General features: G+C 72.2%; 18 protein-coding genes and 2 tRNA genes. 10 read left to right on the top strand and 10 right to left on the bottom strand.

All coding sequences use genetic code 11. The annotated features are described in order from the left end of the window. Window positions 1-74: 74 nt before the first annotated feature. From AOM06_RS13945 to AOM06_RS13935, 3 genes are all read right to left on the bottom strand, one after another. Window positions 75-1334, bottom strand: a complete 1260-nt coding sequence (locus AOM06_RS13945) for a GNAT family N-acetyltransferase (RefSeq protein ID WP_062308260.1) — start codon at window positions 1332-1334, stop codon at window positions 75-77. Window positions 1335-1437: 103 nt separating this feature from the next. Further along, window positions 1438-2706 carry a GNAT family N-acetyltransferase gene (locus AOM06_RS13940; RefSeq protein ID WP_062308256.1) on the bottom strand — a complete coding sequence of 423 codons (1269 nt, stop codon included), beginning with the start codon at window positions 2704-2706 and terminating at the stop codon, window positions 1438-1440. 63 nt (window positions 2707-2769) lie between these two features. Continuing rightward, window positions 2770-3279, bottom strand: a complete 510-nt coding sequence (locus AOM06_RS13935) for a CoA-binding protein (protein ID WP_082105605.1) — start codon at window positions 3277-3279, stop codon at window positions 2770-2772. 144 nt (window positions 3280-3423) lie between these two features. On the opposite strand from AOM06_RS13935, the gene AOM06_RS13930 reads away from it, so the two are divergent. Next, the gene (locus AOM06_RS13930; RefSeq protein ID WP_062308253.1) at window positions 3424-3924 is read left to right on the top strand and encodes a Dps family protein; all 501 of its coding nucleotides are present in this window, start codon (window positions 3424-3426) and stop codon (window positions 3922-3924) included. 67 nt (window positions 3925-3991) lie between these two features. Here the strand turns inward: AOM06_RS13930 and AOM06_RS13925 are convergent, their stop codons facing one another. The 3 genes from AOM06_RS13925 to cysK all read right to left on the bottom strand — a co-directional run bounded on the left by AOM06_RS13925 (window position 3992) and on the right by cysK (window position 6648). Continuing rightward, window positions 3992-4924: an aldo/keto reductase gene (locus AOM06_RS13925; protein WP_062308248.1), complete on the bottom strand. Its 933-nt coding sequence runs from the start codon at window positions 4922-4924 to the stop codon at window positions 3992-3994. A gap of 89 nt (window positions 4925-5013) precedes the next feature. Then, window positions 5014-5661, bottom strand: a complete 648-nt coding sequence (gene cysE / locus AOM06_RS13920) for a serine O-acetyltransferase (protein ID WP_082105604.1) — start codon at window positions 5659-5661, stop codon at window positions 5014-5016. A 51-nt stretch (window positions 5662-5712) separates the two neighbouring features. Continuing rightward, the gene (gene cysK / locus AOM06_RS13915; RefSeq protein WP_062308245.1) at window positions 5713-6648 is read right to left on the bottom strand and encodes a cysteine synthase A; all 936 of its coding nucleotides are present in this window, start codon (window positions 6646-6648) and stop codon (window positions 5713-5715) included. A gap of 365 nt (window positions 6649-7013) precedes the next feature. Here cysK and AOM06_RS13910 point away from each other — a divergent pair, with 365 nt between their 5' ends. The 4 genes from AOM06_RS13910 to AOM06_RS13895 all read left to right on the top strand — a co-directional run bounded on the left by AOM06_RS13910 (window position 7014) and on the right by AOM06_RS13895 (window position 11428). Then, window positions 7014-7481, top strand: coding sequence for an SRPBCC family protein (locus tag AOM06_RS13910; RefSeq protein WP_062308241.1), 468 nt, complete (start codon window positions 7014-7016; stop codon window positions 7479-7481). A gap of 87 nt (window positions 7482-7568) precedes the next feature. Beyond that, on the top strand, window positions 7569-8045 hold the full coding sequence (locus tag AOM06_RS13905; RefSeq protein ID WP_267127770.1) for an SRPBCC family protein: 477 nt from the start codon (window positions 7569-7571) through the stop codon (window positions 8043-8045). Window positions 8046-8117: 72 nt separating this feature from the next. After that, on the top strand, window positions 8118-8534 hold the full coding sequence (locus tag AOM06_RS13900; protein WP_062308233.1) for a DUF1761 domain-containing protein: 417 nt from the start codon (window positions 8118-8120) through the stop codon (window positions 8532-8534). 44 nt (window positions 8535-8578) lie between these two features. Next, a complete protein-coding gene (locus tag AOM06_RS13895; protein WP_169747775.1) occupies window positions 8579-11428 on the top strand; it encodes an aminotransferase in 2850 nt (949 codons plus the stop codon). Between the two features lie 136 nt (window positions 11429-11564). Here the strand turns inward: AOM06_RS13895 and AOM06_RS13890 are convergent. Next, window positions 11565-11635 (bottom strand) — tRNA-Gly (locus AOM06_RS13890). Between the two features lie 88 nt (window positions 11636-11723). Between AOM06_RS13890 and AOM06_RS13885 the strand changes: the two genes are divergently transcribed. The 3 genes from AOM06_RS13885 to AOM06_RS13875 all read left to right on the top strand — a co-directional run bounded on the left by AOM06_RS13885 (window position 11724) and on the right by AOM06_RS13875 (window position 13180). Next, window positions 11724-11797 (top strand) — tRNA-Pro (locus AOM06_RS13885). 80 nt (window positions 11798-11877) lie between these two features. Further along, a complete protein-coding gene (locus tag AOM06_RS13880) occupies window positions 11878-12555 on the top strand; it encodes a DUF4386 domain-containing protein (protein ID WP_062308225.1) in 678 nt (225 codons plus the stop codon). A gap of 28 nt (window positions 12556-12583) precedes the next feature. Beyond that, window positions 12584-13180 (top strand): cation efflux transmembrane domain-containing protein, encoded by a 597-nt coding sequence (locus tag AOM06_RS13875; protein WP_062308224.1) that lies wholly within the window; start codon window positions 12584-12586, stop codon window positions 13178-13180. Window positions 13181-13186: 6 nt separating this feature from the next. Here the strand turns inward: AOM06_RS13875 and AOM06_RS13870 are convergent, their stop codons facing one another. After that, entirely contained in the window at window positions 13187-13573 is a 387-nt protein-coding gene (locus tag AOM06_RS13870) for a DUF1304 domain-containing protein (protein WP_062308223.1), read from the bottom strand. Then, entirely contained in the window at window positions 13573-14157 is a 585-nt protein-coding gene (locus AOM06_RS13865) for a GNAT family N-acetyltransferase (RefSeq protein ID WP_062308219.1), read from the bottom strand. The genes AOM06_RS13870 and AOM06_RS13865 overlap by 1 nt, the downstream gene beginning before the upstream one ends. Window positions 14158-14190: 33 nt before the next feature. Here AOM06_RS13865 and AOM06_RS13860 point away from each other — a divergent pair, with 33 nt between their 5' ends. Then, complete coding sequence (locus AOM06_RS13860; RefSeq protein ID WP_062308215.1) at window positions 14191-14751, top strand: NYN domain-containing protein; 561 nt, start codon at window positions 14191-14193, stop codon at window positions 14749-14751. Window positions 14752-14766: 15 nt separating this feature from the next. On the opposite strand, the gene AOM06_RS13855 is transcribed toward AOM06_RS13860, so the two are convergent. Further along, window positions 14767-15243: a MarR family winged helix-turn-helix transcriptional regulator gene (locus tag AOM06_RS13855; protein ID WP_062308210.1), complete on the bottom strand. Its 477-nt coding sequence runs from the start codon at window positions 15241-15243 to the stop codon at window positions 14767-14769. A gap of 184 nt (window positions 15244-15427) precedes the next feature. Here AOM06_RS13855 and AOM06_RS13850 point away from each other — a divergent pair, with 184 nt between their 5' ends. Beyond that, window positions 15428-18028, top strand: coding sequence for a carbohydrate-binding protein (locus AOM06_RS13850; protein ID WP_156163727.1), 2601 nt, complete (start codon window positions 15428-15430; stop codon window positions 18026-18028). Window positions 18029-18148 lie beyond the last annotated feature (120 nt).

Below are 18148 nucleotides of genomic sequence, written 5' to 3'. Positions count from 1 at the left end.
GCGTGATTCGGGCGCTCAGCACCTCTTAGCGCGCGAGGCGCGGTGCACGAGGCGCCGCGCGCGAGGCCGGGACCCTAGAAGTCCCAGTTCGCCAGCGGCGCGACGGGGGAGAGCATCGCGGTCGCGAGGTCGCGTGCCTGACCGGGCGTGTGCTCGCGAACCAAACCCGCACGCACGAGCGCCTCGAGCGACGTGCCGCCCAGGTAGCACTGCGACAGGTGGCGGATGTCCATCGTGAGGTCCGGCGCATCGTCCGTGCGCGTGACGCTCGCCTCGCCGCGGGCGATGCGGATCCGCCACGCGCCGGAGTTCGCGGGCACATGCTTGTCGGCGAGCTCGACCACCACGTCGCAGTCGTGGAGGTAGTCGCGCGCCTCGAGCGCGGTGGGGACGTCGAGCAGGCGCACCCACAGGTTGTCGATGACCTTGGAGCGCACGCCGCGAGGGTCCTTGAGCTGGTGCAGCAGAGGATCGTCCGTCGCGAGGTTCTCCGTCATGGTCGTCTCGACCAGGTCGAAGTCCGTGAGGGTCTGCCACAGTCGCTGGGACGCCGCGGGGGTCAGCGAGCCGTGCTCGCGGACCTGGCACACGCCGTCGTGGATCCCCACCGACGAGCGTGCGTGGCGGCGGAAGAACGCGTACGCCACGGGATCGCCCGCGTCCTCGACGATCGCGAGGCGCCACTTCTCCATGCCACGGCGGTTGCCCACGGGGTCGGTGAACCGCGCGTTGCGCCCCGACCCGACCGCGTTGATGACGGTGCCGGGGCGGTCGAGGCGCGCCTGCAGGTCGGCGACCAGCTCGTCGTGCGCGTCGAAGGACGCGCGTTCGAGCCGCACTGTGAGCTCGTCGGCGCCATCGACGGGCCACATCCTCGCGCCGCGCGGGATCTCGGCCTTCACGGTCTGCGAGCCCATGCCGTAGCCGAACCGCGCATAGATGGGCGCCTCCATCGCGTACAGCACGGAGACCGCCTCACCGCGCGCGAGCGAGCGCTCGAAGTGGTCGTGGATCATGCGGGTCATGAGCCCTCGGCGACGATGCGCGGGGTGGACACCTAGCCACGACAGGCCCGCCGTGGGCACCGTGCGCCCACCAGGCACGACCATCTCGGTGCCGAAGCTCGCGTGCACGGCGGCGATCTCGCTCACCCGGCCGCGCCGCGCATCGGTCACCTCGAGCGCGCGGGCGCGCTCGACCGGGAGGGCGTCCACGTAGTCCTGCCGGTCCTCGCGCAGCCACTCGCCGACGAAGGCCCACTGGACCACGTCGAAGAACTCGTCGAGACGCTCGTCGGAGATCGAGATCGGTCGGTATCCCTCTGCCTTCTTCATCCGTCCACCGTGACATGGCCCCTGCGCTGGCCCAAATCCTGTGGGCTTGCTCACCCGACGGAATACGACCTGGCAGACGGGTGGGGACGCGCAGGCGCGAGTATCAGAAGAACAGGTTGCACACCGGCGCGGACGTCGACTCGAAGGCCGCCGCGAGCGCGTGCACCGCGCCCGGCGTGCGCTCCTCGATCAGCCCGGCGCCCGCGAGCGCCGCGAGGCTCACGCCTCCCAGGTACGCGGCCGAGAGCTCCTGCACGCCGATCACCAGGTCGGGCTCCTCGCCCGGGGCGGCCTCGACGTGGCCCTCGCCGTCGCGGGACGTGATGCGCCACGGGCCCGCGTTGTCGTGGAACAGCGGATCGGTCACCTGGATCACGGCGTCGACGGGGCACAGGTACTCGCGCGCCGTGAGGGCCGCGGGCACGTCCACGATCCGCAGCCAGATGTTGTCCCGCACCCGCGCGCGGGCCGAGCGCGGGTCCTCGAGCAGCCACAGCAGGGGGTCGTCGAGCGCGAGCGGACCGGCCTTCACGGTGCCCATGAGGTCGAGGTCGAGCAGCACGGACCACAGGCGATGCGCGGCCGCGGGCCCGGCGGCGCCGAAGGACCAGGTGTGCACGGTGCCGCCGGGGTTGCCGTCGTCGTCCCACCTGCCCTCGCGGCGGAAGAACGCGTACGCGACCGGCTCGCCGCCGGCCTCCTCGACCAGGGCCACGCGCATGCGCTCGCTGCCGCGTCGGTGCGCGAGGGGGTCGGCGAAACGCGCACGCAGCGCCTCCTCGTGGTCGAGGGTCGGCGTGCCCGGCCGGTCAAGGCGGCGCTGGATCGTGGCGATCGCGCCGCCATGCCGCTCGAGGCTCGCGTCCTCGATGCGCACGCGGAGCGCGTCCGATCCCGCCACCGGGCGGAGCGATGCGCCGCGCGGCGCCCGCACGTCGACCTGGCGCGCCGCGAGGCCGTAGCCGAAACGCTGATAGATCCCGGTCTCCGCCGCGTACAGCGCGGACGCGACCTCACCGCGCGCGCGAGCATCCGCGAGGTGATCGCCCATCATCGCGCGCAGCAGGCCGCGTCGCCGATGGCCGGGATGCACGCCCACCCAGGTGAGCCCCGCGACGGGCACGAGCGACGCGCCCGGCACACGCATCCGGTACGTGTAGGACGCGGCCACGCCCGCGAGCGTGCCCACGTCGCCGTGCGACGGATCCTCGATCTCGAACGCCCGTGTCCGCGAGAAGGGGATCTCGGACGCGTACGCCTCGAGGTCCTCGGGCCGCATGTCGCCCGTGAAGGCCCACGTGTTGACGGCGAGCATCTCGCTCGCGCGGTCCGGTGTGAGCGAGACCAGCCTGTACCCGGGCGTGACGGACATATCGACATCGTGTCACCCGGGACGATGCGCGTCGCGGCGGCGGCGCGGCGCGCCGGGAACGCGTCAGAGCGCGCGGAACGAGGTGATCCGGTCCGCGAGGCGGCGGTACTCGACCTTGATGCAGCGGTTCTGGACGGCGAGCAGCCCGGCGGCGCGCGCGCTCGCCATCGCTTCCGGGTGGCTGATGCCCAGCTGGAGCCACACCGCCTTGGCGTTCGCGGCGACGGCCTCGGAGGCGATCGCGGGGGTGTGCTCGGACCGGCGGAACACGTCGACCATGTCGACCTTCACCGGGAGGTCGCTCAGCGAGTCGTAGAAGCCGTGGCCCAGGATCTCCTCGCCGGCGGCGGCGGGGTTGACCAGGTAGAGCTCGTACGGCGTGTGCTCCATGAGCCACACCGCGATCTGGTAGCTCGTGCGCGACGGGTTGGGCGACGCGCCGACGATCGCGACGCGTCGGGTGCGCGCGAGCGCGAGCGCGAGCTCGTCGTCACCCGGGGCGTCGGAGAAGACGGGGGCGGGGCAGGACTCGGCGGCGGCCTTGCGGTGAGGGTCGAGGCTGATGTGCTCCATGGCTCCGGAACGTATCAGGCATACGCGCCATTCCGTCGTCCGCGCGCTCCGGTGCCGGGGAATGCGGCACGGCCCGTGTCGGTTGGCCCGACTGGACGGCGCCGCGCTCCTGCGGCTCCGCGAAGAGACAACCGAGGAGGAGACATGGCTAGCACGACTCCCGTCAGGACCACCGAGTCGAGCCCCAAGATCGGGATCAAGGCGGAGGACCTCAAGGCGATCAACGCAGGTCTCGCGCAGGTCCTGGCCGACACCTTCACGCTGTACCTCAAGTCGCACGGCTACCACTGGAACGTCACCGGGCCGCACTTCCGCTCGCTGCACCTCCTGTTCGAGGAGCAGTACCAGGAGCTGTGGGCGGCGGCGGACGTCCTCGCGGAGCGGATGCGCGCGCTCGGCTCGGGCGCGCCGGGCTCGTACGCCGAGTTCCTGGAGCACGCCTCGATCAAGGACAACGAGCGCACCACCGACGCGATGACGATGGTCGAGAACCTCGCGCGGGACCACGAGACCCTGGCACGGCTCATCCGTCCGCTCGTCGAGGTCGCGGAGGACGCGGGCGATGGCGCGACGGCGGACCTGTTCAACGCGCGCCTCGCCGCGCATGAGCAGGCGGCGTGGATGCTGCGCTCGTTCGCCGCGTAGGACCCGGCACAGCACGAGGCCCCGGTCGCCATGACGGCGGCCGGGGCCTCGTGCATCGTGCGTGGGGTCAGGGAACCGTGTAGCCCGCTGCGCGGAACATCTCGTACCACTCGGCGCGCGACAGGTGGACGTCGGCGCCCTTCGCCGCACCCTCGACGCGCGACGGCGTGGTGGTGCCCAGCACCACCTGCATCTGCGCCGGGTGCCGCGTGAGCCACGCCACGGCGATGCCCTCGGCCGGCACCTCGTACTTCCACGCGAGCCGGTCGATCACCTCGTTGAGCTCCGCGTACTTGGGGTTGCCCAGGAACGGGCCGTCGAAGAAGCGGGCCTGGAACGGCGACCACGCCTGGAGCGTGATGTCGTTCAGGCGGCAGTAGTCGACGATCCCGTTGTCGCGGTCGATCGACTGGTCCAGGTCGCCCATGTTCATGGCGACGCCGGACGCGATCGACGGCGCGTGCGTGACGGACATCTGGATCTGGTTCGCGACCAGCGGCTGGCGCACGCTCCGCTTGAGCAGCTCGATCTGCCCGGGCGTGTGGTTCGAGACGCCGAAGTGGCGGACCTTGCCGGCCGCGTGCAGGTGGTCGAAGGCACGCGCGACCTCGTCCGGCTCCATGAGCGCGTCGGGGCGGTGCAGCAGCAGGATGTCGAGGTAGTCGGTACCGAGCGCCGCGAGCGAGCCGTCGACGGACTCGAGGATGTGCTCGTAGGAGAAGTCGAAGTACGGCCCGGGCTGGCGGATGCCGCACTTGGTCTGGATGGTGAGCGCCTCGCGCTCGGTCGGGCTGAGGCGGAGCGCCTCTGCGAAGCGACGCTCGCAGCCGTGGTACGGGGGGCCGTAGAGGTCCGCATGGTCCATGAAGTCGATGCCCGCGTCCATCGCGGTCTTGACCAGCGTGCGGACCTCCTCGTCGGACTTCTCGACGATGCGCATGAGGCCGAGCACCACTGCGGGCGCGGTGATCTCTGTTCCGGGCATGGTGAACGTCTTCATCGACACTCCTTGTGGTGAGGGGGTTTGACTCCAGTCTAGGGACGCGACGAGGGCCCCCGCCGCATGGCGAGGGCCCTCGAGGTCCCGGTCTAGATGTAGTACATCGCCGGCTCGCGCACCGGCTCCGGCATCGCATCGGGGTCGGGGTGACGGTGCGAGTCGCCCGAGTCGACGGACGATGCCGCGGTCGAGGCCTCCGTCGCTCCGGGGTGGTTGCGGATGACGGCGGGGATGCCGACCGCCGTCGCGCCGTCGGGGACGTCCTTGACCACCACGGCGTTGGCGCCGATGCGGGCGTCCGGGCCGACGCGGAGCGGGCCGAGGACCTTCGCACCCGCGCCGATGACGACGCGGTCGCCGATGGTGGGGTGGCGCTTGCCGGGGCTCATGGTGGTGCCGCCCAGGTTGATGCCGTTGAACAGCAGGACGTCGTTGCCCACCACCGCGGTCTCGCCGATCACCACGCCCATGCCGTGGTCGATGAACACGCGCCTCCCGAGCGTCGCGCCCGGATGGATCTCGATCCCCGTGACGCGGCGCGCGTACTGCGACATGAGCCGCGCGTACGAGCGTGCGCGGTGGCGCCACAGCCAGTGCGCCACCCGGTGGTACCAGACGGCGTGGAGCCCCTGGTAGGAGCCCGCGATGACCCACCACGCGGGTGCGGCGGGATCGCGTCTCTGGACCGTGCGGATGTCCTCGAGCATGCGGGCGAGGACGCCGATCTCGGATGCCATCTGGGTACCTTCCGGGTGGGGACTGGATGCAGAACGCACGAAGGCGGGAGATTAGTCCATGAGGTCCGAGTAGAGGACCGAGGACAGGTAGCGCTCGCCGAACGACGGGATGATCGCGACGATCGTCTTGCCGGCGTTCTCGGGCCGCTTCGCGACCTCGATCGCGGCGTGGATGGCCGCGCCGGACGAGATGCCGACGAGCAGGCCCTCCTTGCGTGCCGCCGCGCGGGCGGTCGCGACGGCGGTCTCCGCGTCGACGTCGATGATCTCGTCGTAGATCTCGGTGTTGAGGATCTCGGGCACGAAGTTCGCGCCGATGCCCTGGATCTTGTGGGGGCCCGGCTGGCCGCCGTTGAGGATGGGCGACTCGGCCGGCTCGACGCCGATGATCTGGACGGAGGGCTTCTTCTCCTTGAGCACCTCGCCGACGCCGGTGATGGTGCCGCCGGTCCCGATGCCCGCGATCACGATGTCGACCTCGCCGTCCGTGTCCTCCCAGATCTCCACCGCGGTGGTCTTGCGGTGGATCTCGGGGTTGGCGGCGTTCGCGAACTGGCGCGCGAGCACCGAGCCCGGACGCTCCTCCGCGACCTTGTTCGCGGCCTCGACGGCGCCGCGCATGCCCTCGGTGCCGGGGGTGAGGATGAGCTCGGCGCCGAACGCGCGCAGCAGCGCGCGGCGCTCCTTCGACATCGTCTCGGGCATCGTCAGCACGACGTTGTAGCCGCGCGCCGCGCCCACCATGGCCAGCGCGATGCCGGTGTTGCCGGACGTCGCCTCGACGATGGTGCCGCCGGGCTTGAGCGAGCCGTCCGCCTCGGCGGCGTCGACGATGGCGACGCCCAGGCGGTCCTTGACGGAGTTGGCCGGGTTGTAGAACTCGAGCTTGCCCAGCACCGTGGCGTCGACGCCCTCGGTGAGGGTGTTGATCTTGACGAGCGGGGTGTTGCCGATGAGGGCGGTGGCGTCCTCGTAGATGCGAGCCATGGCTTCTCTTTCCCTTGAGAGATGGGTGTGACCGGGTTCAACGCAGAGGCATCGCAGACGATGCCGGGGCGAGCGCTGGTGATGGGCGGGGCTCGGCCTCGGGCCGGGCGGCGCTTGCCAGCGCTCTACAGACAGCAGCAGCCGCAGCAGCGGCAGCAGGTGTCAGCGAGAGCGCACGGGCGGACGGCAGAGGCGGGCGCGGGGATCGCGCGGCGCTCGATGCTCATCGTCCGGACCTTTCGTGGGCTTCGGGGTCAGGCTAGCGCCGTGCCTCGGATGCGGCAACCCTGCTGACGTGATGCAGTCCCTGCTATTACGGTGGTGCGAACGGGGCGAATCGGACCCCGCCGTCGTAGGGAGGCGTCATGTCGGGGCCGCTGGATGTCTCGGTCGAGCGCGAGGGCGTCGTGGCCGCGCCCGCGAGCGAGGTGTGGCGAGCGCTGACAGAGCCCGAGCTGCGCGTCGAGGTGTTCTCGATGGTCACGCAGGCGGTGACGGAGGAGGGCGTGCCGGGGGCCGTCGGTCACGTGATGCAGTTCACCGAGAAGGACCATGCCAGCGACTCGGGGGTGGTCCGGCTCACCACCGTCGCGTCGGACCCGCACCGGCGGCTCGTCCAGGAGCGGGTGGGCCCTGACGGCACCTTCACGTCCACGACGTTCCTCACGGAGGTCGACGGCGGCACGCTGGTCAAGCGGGTGTTCCACGTCTATCAGTCGGAGCCCTCGCTCGCGGAGCGCGCGATGCGCAAGGCCATCGTCACGTTCTTCTCGCTGGGCGGCACCGTCCGGCTCAAGGCTGACATCGGGGACCTCACCAGGTACTTCGCCTGACGCTCGGCGCGCTGGCCCGCGGTGGTCGCGTTAGCCTGGGCGGGACACCGGCGGAGGGGATGGACGATGGTCGGGCACAGCGTTCGCGTGGAGCGTGAGATCGCAGCGGCGGTCGAGCGCGTCTGGGAGGTCATCACCGACCTCGACTACGCGGCCGAGGTGATCCCCGCGATCCTCACCATCGAGCGGCTCGAGGGCGAGGGCTACGAGCCGGGCGTGCGCTGGCGCGAGACCCGCAAGATGTGGGGTCGCGAGGAGACCGAGGAGATGTGGGTCGAGTCGGCCGAGGCGCCGACGGAGACCGTGATCCGTGCCGAGTCGCGCGGCACGCAGTACGTCACGACGTACTCGCTCGAGGCGCTCGAGCACGGCACGCGGCTGGTGTGCGACTTCTCTGCGGAGACGCCGCATCCGGGGCCGGCCCAGCGCCTCGGGTGGCTGCTGTTCGGGCGTGCGGGCATGAAGGCGACGCGGAAGGCGCTCGAGCAGGATCTCGCGCATATCGCCGGTGCCGCCGAGCACGTCGATGAGGAGACGCACGGCCCCGACGGCGAGCACGCCTGACGCGCCCTCCGGGTCGAGGTCTACGCTCGCGCTGAGGGGCCGCAAAGCGGCCCGTGGACCCGGGGAGGGGTCATGGACTGGTTCACGTTCGACGGGGTGAACTGGCTGGCGGTGCTCATCGCCTTCGTCGCGAGCTTCGCGATCGGGTGGTGGTGGTACTCGCCGGCGGGGTTCTGGAAGATCTGGCGCGACAAGGCTGGCGTCACGGACGAGCTCATGGACGGCGCGAACATGGGCGCGGCCTTCGGCGGCACCATCGTCGCCAACGTGCTGGGCGTCATCGTGCTCGCGATGCTCATGAACGGGCTCGGCGTGGACGACTGGTCGGGCGGGCTCGTCCTGGGCCTGGTCATCGGCCTGGTGTTCCGTGGCGGCGCGCATGCGATCCACAACGGCTTCGCGGTGCGCAGCCCCGCGGTCACGCTCATCGATGCGGCGCATGACATGGTCGGGCTCGGGGTCGCGGGGCTGGTGCTCGGGCTGTTCTGAGCGTGTCCCCGTGGGACCGCGAGCGGGGTGAGACGATGCGCCTCGTGACCGCCGATCTCACGCTCGCCGCCCTGCGCGCGCTCGCCGCGCAGGAGTGGGGCCTCTCCATCGCCGACGCCCGCGACCTCGGGTCCAACGAGGACCGCAACGTGCTGCTCGTCCTCGCGGACGGGACGCGCAGGCTGCTCAAGGCCTCGCATCCGGGGATCGCGCGCGAGGAGCTCGAGGCGCAGGGCGCCGCGCTCGCGCATCTCGCCGAGGCGGGGGCCGCCGTGCCGCGCGTGCATCCCACCACGGCCGGCGAGGCCATGGTCATGCTCGACGGGGGCGTCCACGTGCGCGTGCTCGACTTCCTCGAGGGTGAGCCCGCGCGGGGAGCGCGGCTTCCGGCCGATCTGCCTGCGGCGCTGGGCGCCACGGCGGGCGGGTTGGCCGCGGCGCTCGCATCGTTCGACCATCCCGGACTCGCGGACGGCGGTGACTGGGACCTGCGCGAGGCCGCGCGCGTGCTCGAGGAGGCGGCTCCGCACCTCGGTGAGGCCCGTGCCGGCGAGCTCGGCGTGATCCTGCGCGAGGCCCAGCAGCAGCTTCTCCATGTGCGGCACGCCCTCCGGGTGCAGGCGATCCATGGCGACCTCACGGCGGACAACGTGGTGGTCGGTCCTGACGGCGCGATCTCCGGCGTGATCGACTTCGGCGACCTGGGCCGGGGGTGGCTGGCTGCCGAGGCGGCCGTGGTCATGTGCGGGCTGCTGCAGCACGACGGCCCCGCGGTGAGCGACGCGCTCGAGGCGCTCGCGGCCTTCGACCGCGCGATGCCGCTCACCAGGTCCGAGATCGCCGCCGTGTGGCCGCTCGTGGTCTCTCGCGCCGTGGTGCTCGCGGCGGCGGGGGAGCGGGTCCTCGCGGAGGACCCCGGGAACGACTACGCGCGCGTCCGTCGCCCGCTCGAGGATCGCATGCTCGAGCGCGCGCTGTCGCTCGGGTTCGACGAATCCGAACTGCTGCTCATGCAGCGGCTCGGAAGGACGGCGCCGGTCACGTTCACGGGCCTCACGCCGATGCTGACGGGGCTCGCGCATGCGCCGGAGGTGGACCTTTCGGTGCTCGGCGACGCCGCGGACGGGGGTGCATGGATGTGGCGCTCGTGGGAGCGCGACGTGCTCACCGCCACGGCCGGCGAAGGAGCGGCCATCACGCGCCACGGCGAGCGCCGGGCGACCCCGGAGGCGGCCACCGCGCGCGTGCCCCGGTCCGTGGCGCTCGGCATCGACGTGCTGGTGCCGGCGGGCACCGAGATCCGGAGCCCCGGACCGGGCTACGCGGCACGGTGGTCGCGCCTCGGCCTTGCGCTCGAGCTGGAGTCGGGGCTCACGGTGCATCTCGACCGCGTGGCGACCGTGATCGACGCCGACCAGGAGATCGTCGCGGGCACCCTGCTCGCGCGGGCCGACGGGCCGTTCCATGTACAGCTGTGCGTGGTCCCGGGGCTGCTTCCCCCGGAGACCGTGACGCCAGAGCACGCCGACGCGTGGCTCGAGTTGTGCCCGAACCCGACGCCGTTGCTCGGCCGGGCGATCGGAGCATCGTCCCGTCGCGCCGCGGGCGACCTCCTGGAGGCGCGCGACGGGTCGTTCGCGACCGTGCAGGAGCACTACTACGACGTGCCGCCGCGGATCGAGCGCGGCTGGCGCCACCACCTTCTCGACACCGACGGCCGCGGCTACCTCGACATGGTGAACAACGTCGCGATCCTCGGGCACGGCGAGCCGCGCCTCGCGGACGCGGTGTCGCGCCAGCTGCGCCGGCTCAACACCAACTCGCGCTTCCACTACGCGGCGGTCGCCGAGCTCTCCGAGGAGCTCGCCGCGCGGGCGCCGGAGGGTCTGGACACGGTGCTGCTCGTCAACAGCGGCTCGGAGGCGGTCGACCTCGCGATCCGCATCGCGCGCGCCGCGACCGGGCGGGAGGACGTCCTCGCGCTCACCGAGGCGTATCACGGCTGGACCGTGGGGGCCGATGCGATCTCGACGTCGCTGGGCGACAACCCCGGCGCGCTGGGCTCGCGGCCCGGCTGGGTGCATCTGCTCGACGCGCCCAACACCTACCGGGGGCGGCATCGTGGTGCCGAGGCCGGGCGCTACCTCGACGATGCGCTGGCGAGGCTGTCCGCGCTGGACGAGGCGGGCGCGGCGCTCGCGGGGCTGGTCGCCGAGCCGATCTTCGGCAACGGCGGCGGGATCCTGCTGCCCGACGGCTACCTCGCGGGCCTCGCGGCGGCCGTGCGGGCGCGCGGCGGCCTGGTCGTGTCGGACGAGGTCCAGGTGAGCTACGGCCGCTTGGGTGCGCACTTCTGGGGCTGCGAGCAGCAGGGCGTGGTGCCGGATGTCATCGCGGTGGCGAAGGCGATGGGGAACGGCCACCCGCTAGGCGCGGTGATCACCACGCGTGAGATCGCGGACGCGTTCGCGGTCGAGGGGTCGTTCTTCTCCTCCGCGGGAGGCAGCCCGGTGAGCTGCGTGGTCGGCTCGACCGTGCTGCGCGTGCTCGACGAGGACGGGCTGCAGGAGAACGCACGCGTGGTCGGGGCGCTGCTCGCGGATGGCATGCGTGCGCTGTGCTCGCGGTTCGACGCGTTGGGGGAGGTCCACGGGATGGGGCTGTACCTCGGCCTCGAGGTCGTGGCGGGCGGGCCCGATGCGCCCGACCCTGCGGCGGCGCGCGAGATCTGCGAGGCGCTGCTGCTCGAGGGGGTGATCGTGCAGCCCACGGGGGACCACAAGAACGTCCTCAAGATCAAGCCGCCGCTCACCATCGACGCGGAGGCGGTCGGGCGGTTCCTGGGCGCGCTCGAACGCGTCATGGTGCGTCGCGAGGCGTGGGCGGCGCTGTAGGGCCGGTCCGCCTCGCCGCCCTGGCGGGACATGGGGGCCCGATGCGACGGGATTCCGGCCCTCATGTCCCGCCAGGACGCATCCGCGCCCGGGAACGACGAAGGCCCGCTCCTGACGGAGCGGGCCTGTCGCTGCGAGCGGGTGACGGGAATCGAACCCGCACCATCAGTTTGGAAGACTGAGGCTCTACCATTGAGCTACACCCGCGAAGCCGACCGTCGCTGACGCGTGCTCGGCGCGTACTAGAGTAGCGGAGCCTCGCCGCGGCGAGGTACATCGCGCCCGTCGGCGCGAACGGGGTGTGGCGCAGCTTGGTAGCGCATCTGCTTTGGGAGCAGAGGGTCGCAGGTTCAAATCCTGTCACCCCGACGGATGGCGGCAGCCCTGCAGGCGACGCGGTCGAGTGCTTGACTGGAACGCGGGGGAGCCCGCCAGCCAAGGGGTTCGTGATGTCCATCCCGACCAGGCCCGCCGCGCGTCGCGGCGTGACCGCCCGCACCGCCGGAGCCTTCTACCTCGCGTTCATCGTCGCGGCATTCCTCGCGGACCAGATCGGCCACATCGGGCTGAGCAACGAGGACGCGCTCGCGGACCTGATCGCGACGTCCGAGGAGCGGTTCCGCGCCGGGCTTGCGATCGCGCTCGTCTCCCTGCTCTTCTTCGTGCTCGCGGCCTGGGCGCTCGCTGAGGTGCTGAGGCCCGCCGGGCGCGGCCTCGCGCTGCTGCTCCTCGTCCTCAACGCCGTCGGCGCGGCGGTCCACGCGGCCAGCCTCGTCGTGCTGTCCGTCGGGCTCGCCGCTGGGGCAGGCAACGCCGTCGCCGTCGCGATCGAGGTGCACAGCACGGGCGTGGTCGCGGCGCAGGTGTTCTTCAGCGCGTGGCTGTTCCCCCTCGGGGTCCTGCTGCTGCGCAGCCGCATCGTGCCACGCGCGCTGGCGTGGCTGGTCCTTCTCGACGGAGTGGCCGTCGCCTGGTGGTTCGGGCAGGCGATGCTGCTGCCTGACAGCCCCGCGTTCAGCTACCCGGCATGGGCCGTGAGCTTCGCGGCCGAGGCGGGGCTCGCGCTGTGGCTGCTTGTCCGCGGCGGCCGTACCGACGCGGCAGACGCCGCCCCCTCCGCACCCTGAGCGCCGATCCGCCTGGCACGCTGGGCTCATGTCCGACGTCTCAGCCCTCCGCCGCGCGGTGCTCGCGGTCGCGCTCATCAACCTCGCGTACGCGGTGGTGGAGTTCACCGTCTCCCAGTTCATCGGCTCGGTTGCGCTCGTCGCGGACTCGATCGACTTCCTCGAGGACGGGATCCTCAACATGTTGATCTTCTTCGCCGCCGCATGGCCGCTGCGCCGGCGCGCACGGGTGGGGCATGCCCTCGCCGTCGTCATCCTGGTGCCTGCGGCGGTCACGCTCGTGACCGCGGTGGTGAAGATCCTCGATCCGAGCCGTCCCGAGACCATCCCGCTGTCCGTGACCGCCTTCGGCGCGCTGCTCGCCAACCTCGCGGCGGCCGCGATCCTGTCGCGCCACCGCCACCACGGTGGGTCGCTCGCGCGCGCCGCCTGGTTGTCCGCGCGGAACGACGCGCTCGCGAACGTCGCGATCCTCGCGACCGCGGCGATCGCGCTCGCCTGGGTCTCCGGCTGGCCGGACATCATCGTCGGCGTCGGGATCGCTGCGATCAACGCCGACGCGGGTCTCAAGGTCTGGCGCGCCGCGACGAAGGAGCGGCTCGAGGCCCGGTACGCCGAGGCCTGAGCGCCGTCACAGCAGCGCCGCGGTCAGCGCCACGAGAGCGAGCAGCGGCAGCGTCCCCTGCTTCGCGGCCGCGGAGCCGTACGCCCGCGAGCCCGCCACCAGCACCAGCGCCGCGAGCACCATCGACCCGCAACCGGCGTAGATCAGCGCGGCGCCGGGAGCGCCCTCGTCGACGAGCAGCAGCACGATGCCCACGGCCGTCACGAGCGCGAGGAACAGGTTGTAGAAGCCCTGGTTGAAGGCGAGCGCCCGGGTAGCGCGCGCATCGTCCTCGCTCTCGATGCCGAACACCCGCCGCGTCGCCGGGCGCATCCACGCGACCGACTCGAGCCAGAAGATGTACACGTGCACCAGGGCCGCGAGGCCGGCGAGCACGCACGCCGCGACGAGCATCACAGCTCCGCCCGCATCACGGCGCGGCCCGGCGTCGGGCGCGACACCTCGCGCAGCCCGGCGGCCTCGAAGAGCGACCGCGTCCCCACGAAAAGCGCGGACGCGTCGCCGCCCTCGACCCGCGGGTAGCCCTCGACCGCCGCAGCGCCGGAGGACCGGGCATGAGCCACCGCCGCACCAGCGAGAGCCGTCGCGAGCCCGCGTCCGCGGTACCCCTTCCGCACCACGAAGCACGTGACCGCCCAGACCCCCGCATCGTCCTTGTCCTCGTCACGCCCGGACCACGGGATGCGCGCCGTCCGCAGCCGCGGGTACGCGGTGCGCGGCTCGACCGCGACCCAGCCGGCCGGCTCGCCGTCCACGTACGCGACCAGCCCGGAGGTGGTCGCGGCGTCCGGGCGCCCGCAGCCCGCCTGGGCGACGAGCGCATCGTCCCGCGCCTCGCGACCGGTCGCCTTCCACTCGCCCGGGGAGAGCTTGAACCACTGGCAGCGGCACGAGTTCGCGTCGCCGCCCTCGCGCATCACGGCGTCGAGGTCGGCGCGGGGGACAAGGTGGGCAGGGACGATGCGCGGCTCGGTCACCCCGACAGGCTACGAGGGCCGTAGGCTCGGCGCATGGCTAAGGACTCACGCGTCACCTACGTGCTCGTCGACGGCGAGAACATCGACGCCACGCTCGGCACCTCTATTCTCGGCCGCCGCCCCCGCCCCGAGGAGCGCCCTCGTTGGGAGCGCGTGCTCCGTCACGTGCAGGAGCGCTGGGACCAGCCGACGCAGGGGCTGTTCTTCCTCGCGGCCAACAACGAGCTGCCCATGACGTTCGTGCAGGCGCTGCTCGCGATCGGCTTCCGCCCCGTCCCGCTGTCCGGCGGACCGGGGGAGAAGGTGGTCGACATCGCGATCCAGCGCACCATGGAGGCGCTGCGGGACCGCGAGGACGACGTGGTGCTGGTGAGCAACGATGGCGACTTCGTCGACCAGGTCGAGGATCTGCTCGACGGTCGCCGCGTGGGGCTCGCCGGCTTCGTGGAGTTCCGCAACGCCGCGTTCATCGAGCTCCAGGGCCACGGGCTCGAGTTCTTCGACCTCGAGTACGACGTCCACGCCTTCAACGAGTCGCTGCCGCGCGTGCGCATCATCCCGATCGCGGAGTTCGACCCGCTGCAGTTCCTGTAGCGGGCGGCGGGTCCCTCAGACCGCGCGCGGCCCTCGATGTCCCCGATGCGGCGGGGCGGACGCGCGCATCGACTCGTGGTCGAGCGAGGCGAGCAGCCGCGCGGTGCGGGCGACCGCGTCCCAGTCCTCGTCGCTCGCCTCGGCGAGCCCGCCTCCCAGAGCCTCCACGATGCGCGCGTACCAGTCGCGGTTGGCGGCGCTGCCGTCCGGCGTGATCCGGAGCATCGTGCACCCGCCGCAGTCGGGTGAGGCGTACCGCTCGACGTAGCCCTGGTGCTCGAGCGCCTCGGCGGCGTGCGCGACCGAGGGCGGCGCGATGCGAAGGGCCGCGGCGACGTCTCGCACGCGCATCGGGCCGTCGGCGTCGAGCGTCGCGAGGATGTGGCGCGGCGCCGATGCCTTGAGGTCGCCCAGGGCGAGCGTCGCGGAGCGCGTCGCGCGGAAGGTCGCTGTGAGCAGCGCCGCCAACGCCGCCCCCCGGTCGGAGTCCATGAGGGACACGTCTATGCCTCCTGGGCGGGACCGTCAAGAGCATCGGGCGACGTGGTCCGCATCGTCCCGAAAGTCTTCCCTTTCCTCCCTTTCGCAGGGCGCTCCCTCTTGCGAGCGTCGAATCGCTTCGATAACGTCACGAACAGCCCGGAAAGGGCTCAAATGACACAAAGGAGTGTTCATCGTGAGATTCACCGCGGCCGCGACATGCGCCGCCACCGCAGGCGCCCTCCTCACCGCGGCGCTGGTGCCCGCCGCCCAGGCCGCGGACGCCGACGGGCCCGGCTACACCTGGTCCAACGTCGCGATCTCGGGCGGCGGCTACGTCCCCGGGATCATCTACAACCAGACCGAGGAGGGCCTGGTCTACGCCCGCACGGACATCGGCGGCGCCTACCGGCTCGACCGTGCGACCGACACGTGGGTCCCCCTGCTCGACCACGTGGGGTGGGACGAGTGGAACCGCCTGGGCGTGCTGAGCCTCGGCACCGATCCGGTCGACACGGCGCGCGTGTACGCCGCCGTCGGCATGTACACGAACGAGTGGGACGAGAGCAACGGAGCGATCCTCCGCTCCGCGGACTACGGCGAGACCTGGGAGGCGACGCCGCTGCCCTTCAAGGTGGGCGGGAACATGCCCGGCCGCGGCATCGGTGAGAGGCTGCAGGTCGACCCGAACGACAACGACGTCCTCTACTACGGCGCGGAGTCGGGCGAGGGTCTGTGGCGGTCGACCGATGCGGGTGCCACCTTCTCGCAGGTCGAGGCCTTCCCCAACGCCGGCGACTTCGTGCCGGACGCCTCGTCCGCGAACTCGTACCTCATGCAGAACCTCGGCGTGCTGTGGACGGCCTTCGACGCCGCATCGTCCTCCCCGGGCGAGCCCACACGGACGGTCTTCACGGCGGTCGCGGACACCGACAGCATCCTCTACCGCTCGGACGATGCGGGGGAGACCTGGGCGCCCGTCGAGGGCGCGCCCACCGGGTTCCTGCCCCACCACGGCGTGATCGATGAGGACGGGAGGTACCTCTACCTCACGACGAGCAACACCTCCGGCCCGTACGACGGCTCCGATGGACAGGTGTGGCGCTACGGCCTCGACGACGGCGCCTGGACGGACATCACTCCGCCGCAGCGCCCCGTCGGCGTCGACTTCGGCTTCGGCGGCCTCACCGTCGACCGCACCGACCCCGACACGCTCATGGTCGCGTCGCAGATCCAGTGGTGGCCCGACGTGCTGATCTTCCGCAGCACGGACCGGGGCGAGACCTGGTCGCCGATCTGGGACTACGACTGGAGCACGGGCGGCACGCTGGTGACCCGCTACGACCAGTCGATCGACGAGGTCCCGTGGCTGCGCTTCGGCAAGCAGGTGGGCGAGCCGACGATGTGGGCCGAGCCGACCCCGAAGCTGGGCTGGATGATCTCCGCGCTGGAGATCGACCCCTTCAACCCGGACGAGCTCATGTACGGCACGGGCGCGACCATCTACCGCAGCGAGAACCTCACCGACTGGGACGAGGACGGCGGCGTCATCGACATCGAGCCCGGCGCGGACGGGATCGAGGAGACGGCGATCCAGGACCTCGTCGCGCCCGCGGGCGACGTCGACCTCGTGTCGGCGATGCTCGACCTGGGCGGGTTCGTCCATGACGACATCACCGCGGTGACCGACACCTTCCAGGACCCTTACTTCGGCGGCGCGACCAGCGTCGACGCGGCGGGGCTCGCGGACGGCACGATCGCCAGGGCCGGCACCGACGGCTCGGGCGCGCACGTGACCGCGGTCACGCACGATGCGGGGGAGGCCTGGACCGCCTCGCCGGCGGCGGATGGCGCCTCGGGTCCCGGCACGGTCGCGGTGGCCGCGGACGGTCAGGCGCTCGTGTGGGCGCCCGCGGGGGCGGACGCACGCTACTCCGCCGACGGCGGCGCGACGTGGGAGGTGAGCGTGGGGCTTCCGACGGGTGCCCGCGTCGAGGCCGATCGCGTCGACGCGAGCTTGCTCTACGGCTTCGCCGAGGGCACGTTCTACGTGTCGACAGATGCGGGCGCCACATTCGTCGCGGCGAGCTCCGTGCTCCCCGCCGAGGGCAACGTGCGGTTCGCGGCGATGCCCGGCGCGCCGGGCGAGGTGTGGCTCGCGGGCGGCGACGAGGACGGCGCGTACGGGCTGTGGCGGTCGCCTGACGCGGGTGCCACGTGGAAGCGCGTCGCCGGCTTCGACGAGGCGGACACGATCGGCTTCGGCAAGGCGGCGCCCGGCGCGACCTCGCCCGCGATCTACACCGCCGCCTCGCGTGACGGCGAGCGCGGCGTGTGGCGGTCCGTCGACGGCGGCGGCACGTGGGAGCGCATCAACGACGACGAGCACCAGTGGGGGTGGATCGGCGCGGACATCGAGGGCGACCCCGACGTCTTCGGCCGCGTCTACATCGCGACCAACGGGCGCGGCATCGTCGTCGGCGACGATGCGGCGGCCGCGGCGCCCGGCGCGTGGAGCGCCGGTACCGCCTACCGCGAGGGCGACGTGGTGAGCCACGACGGCGCGGTCTGGGTCGCGACCTGGTGGACCAGGGCTCAGGAGCCCGGCGCGGTCTACGGTCCGTGGCAGGAGGTCGCCGCCGCGCCGTCGGGAGTCGCCGTGTGGACCGCGACGCGGATCTTCACGCGCGGCGACGTGGTGGTCGACGCGGACGGCGTGCTCTGGCGTGCCAAGTGGTGGACCAGGGGCCAGGCTCCCGGCGCCTCCCCGTGGGGGCCGTGGGAGCCGCTCTCCTGACAGGTGCGGGCGCGCGCCCCGGCAACCCCGGAGCGCGCGCCCGCGCGAGGGCGGCCCGCGCATCGTCCTCGAATTGGCCTGTGCGCGTGCGGCGCGTACGATTGCAGGGTTGCCCGAGCA

Origin of the sequence: Demequina subtropica (assembly GCF_000971235.1) — a bacterium.
In the GTDB taxonomy this organism is placed as follows: domain Bacteria; phylum Actinomycetota; class Actinomycetes; order Actinomycetales; family Demequinaceae; genus Demequina; species Demequina subtropica.
Note: the sequence above shows the minus strand (reverse complement) of the source record. Positions and strands in the feature narration are given on the sequence as shown.

What these genes read in the sequence shown, in the direction of transcription:
- AOM06_RS13945 (WP_062308260.1), bottom strand. Translation starts at nt 1,334, where the DNA reads ATGAAGAAGGCAGAGGGATACCGACCGATCTCGATCTCCGACGAGCGT.
- AOM06_RS13940 (WP_062308256.1), bottom strand. Translation starts at nt 2,706, where the DNA reads ATGTCCGTCACGCCCGGGTACAGGCTGGTCTCGCTCACACCGGACCGC.
- AOM06_RS13935 (WP_082105605.1), bottom strand. Translation starts at nt 3,279, where the DNA reads ATGGAGCACATCAGCCTCGACCCTCACCGCAAGGCCGCCGCCGAGTCC.
- AOM06_RS13930 (WP_062308253.1), top strand. Translation starts at nt 3,424, where the DNA reads ATGGCTAGCACGACTCCCGTCAGGACCACCGAGTCGAGCCCCAAGATC.
- AOM06_RS13925 (WP_062308248.1), bottom strand. Translation starts at nt 4,924, where the DNA reads ATGAAGACGTTCACCATGCCCGGAACAGAGATCACCGCGCCCGCAGTG.
- cysE (WP_082105604.1), bottom strand. Translation starts at nt 5,661, where the DNA reads ATGGCATCCGAGATCGGCGTCCTCGCCCGCATGCTCGAGGACATCCGC.
- cysK (WP_062308245.1), bottom strand. Translation starts at nt 6,648, where the DNA reads ATGGCTCGCATCTACGAGGACGCCACCGCCCTCATCGGCAACACCCCG.
- AOM06_RS13910 (WP_062308241.1), top strand. Translation starts at nt 7,014, where the DNA reads ATGTCGGGGCCGCTGGATGTCTCGGTCGAGCGCGAGGGCGTCGTGGCC.
- AOM06_RS13900 (WP_062308233.1), top strand. Translation starts at nt 8,118, where the DNA reads ATGGACTGGTTCACGTTCGACGGGGTGAACTGGCTGGCGGTGCTCATC.
- AOM06_RS13880 (WP_062308225.1), top strand. Translation starts at nt 11,878, where the DNA reads ATGTCCATCCCGACCAGGCCCGCCGCGCGTCGCGGCGTGACCGCCCGC.
- AOM06_RS13875 (WP_062308224.1), top strand. Translation starts at nt 12,584, where the DNA reads ATGTCCGACGTCTCAGCCCTCCGCCGCGCGGTGCTCGCGGTCGCGCTC.
- AOM06_RS13870 (WP_062308223.1), bottom strand. Translation starts at nt 13,573, where the DNA reads ATGCTCGTCGCGGCGTGCGTGCTCGCCGGCCTCGCGGCCCTGGTGCAC.
- AOM06_RS13860 (WP_062308215.1), top strand. Translation starts at nt 14,191, where the DNA reads ATGGCTAAGGACTCACGCGTCACCTACGTGCTCGTCGACGGCGAGAAC.
- AOM06_RS13855 (WP_062308210.1), bottom strand. Translation starts at nt 15,243, where the DNA reads ATGGACTCCGACCGGGGGGCGGCGTTGGCGGCGCTGCTCACAGCGACC.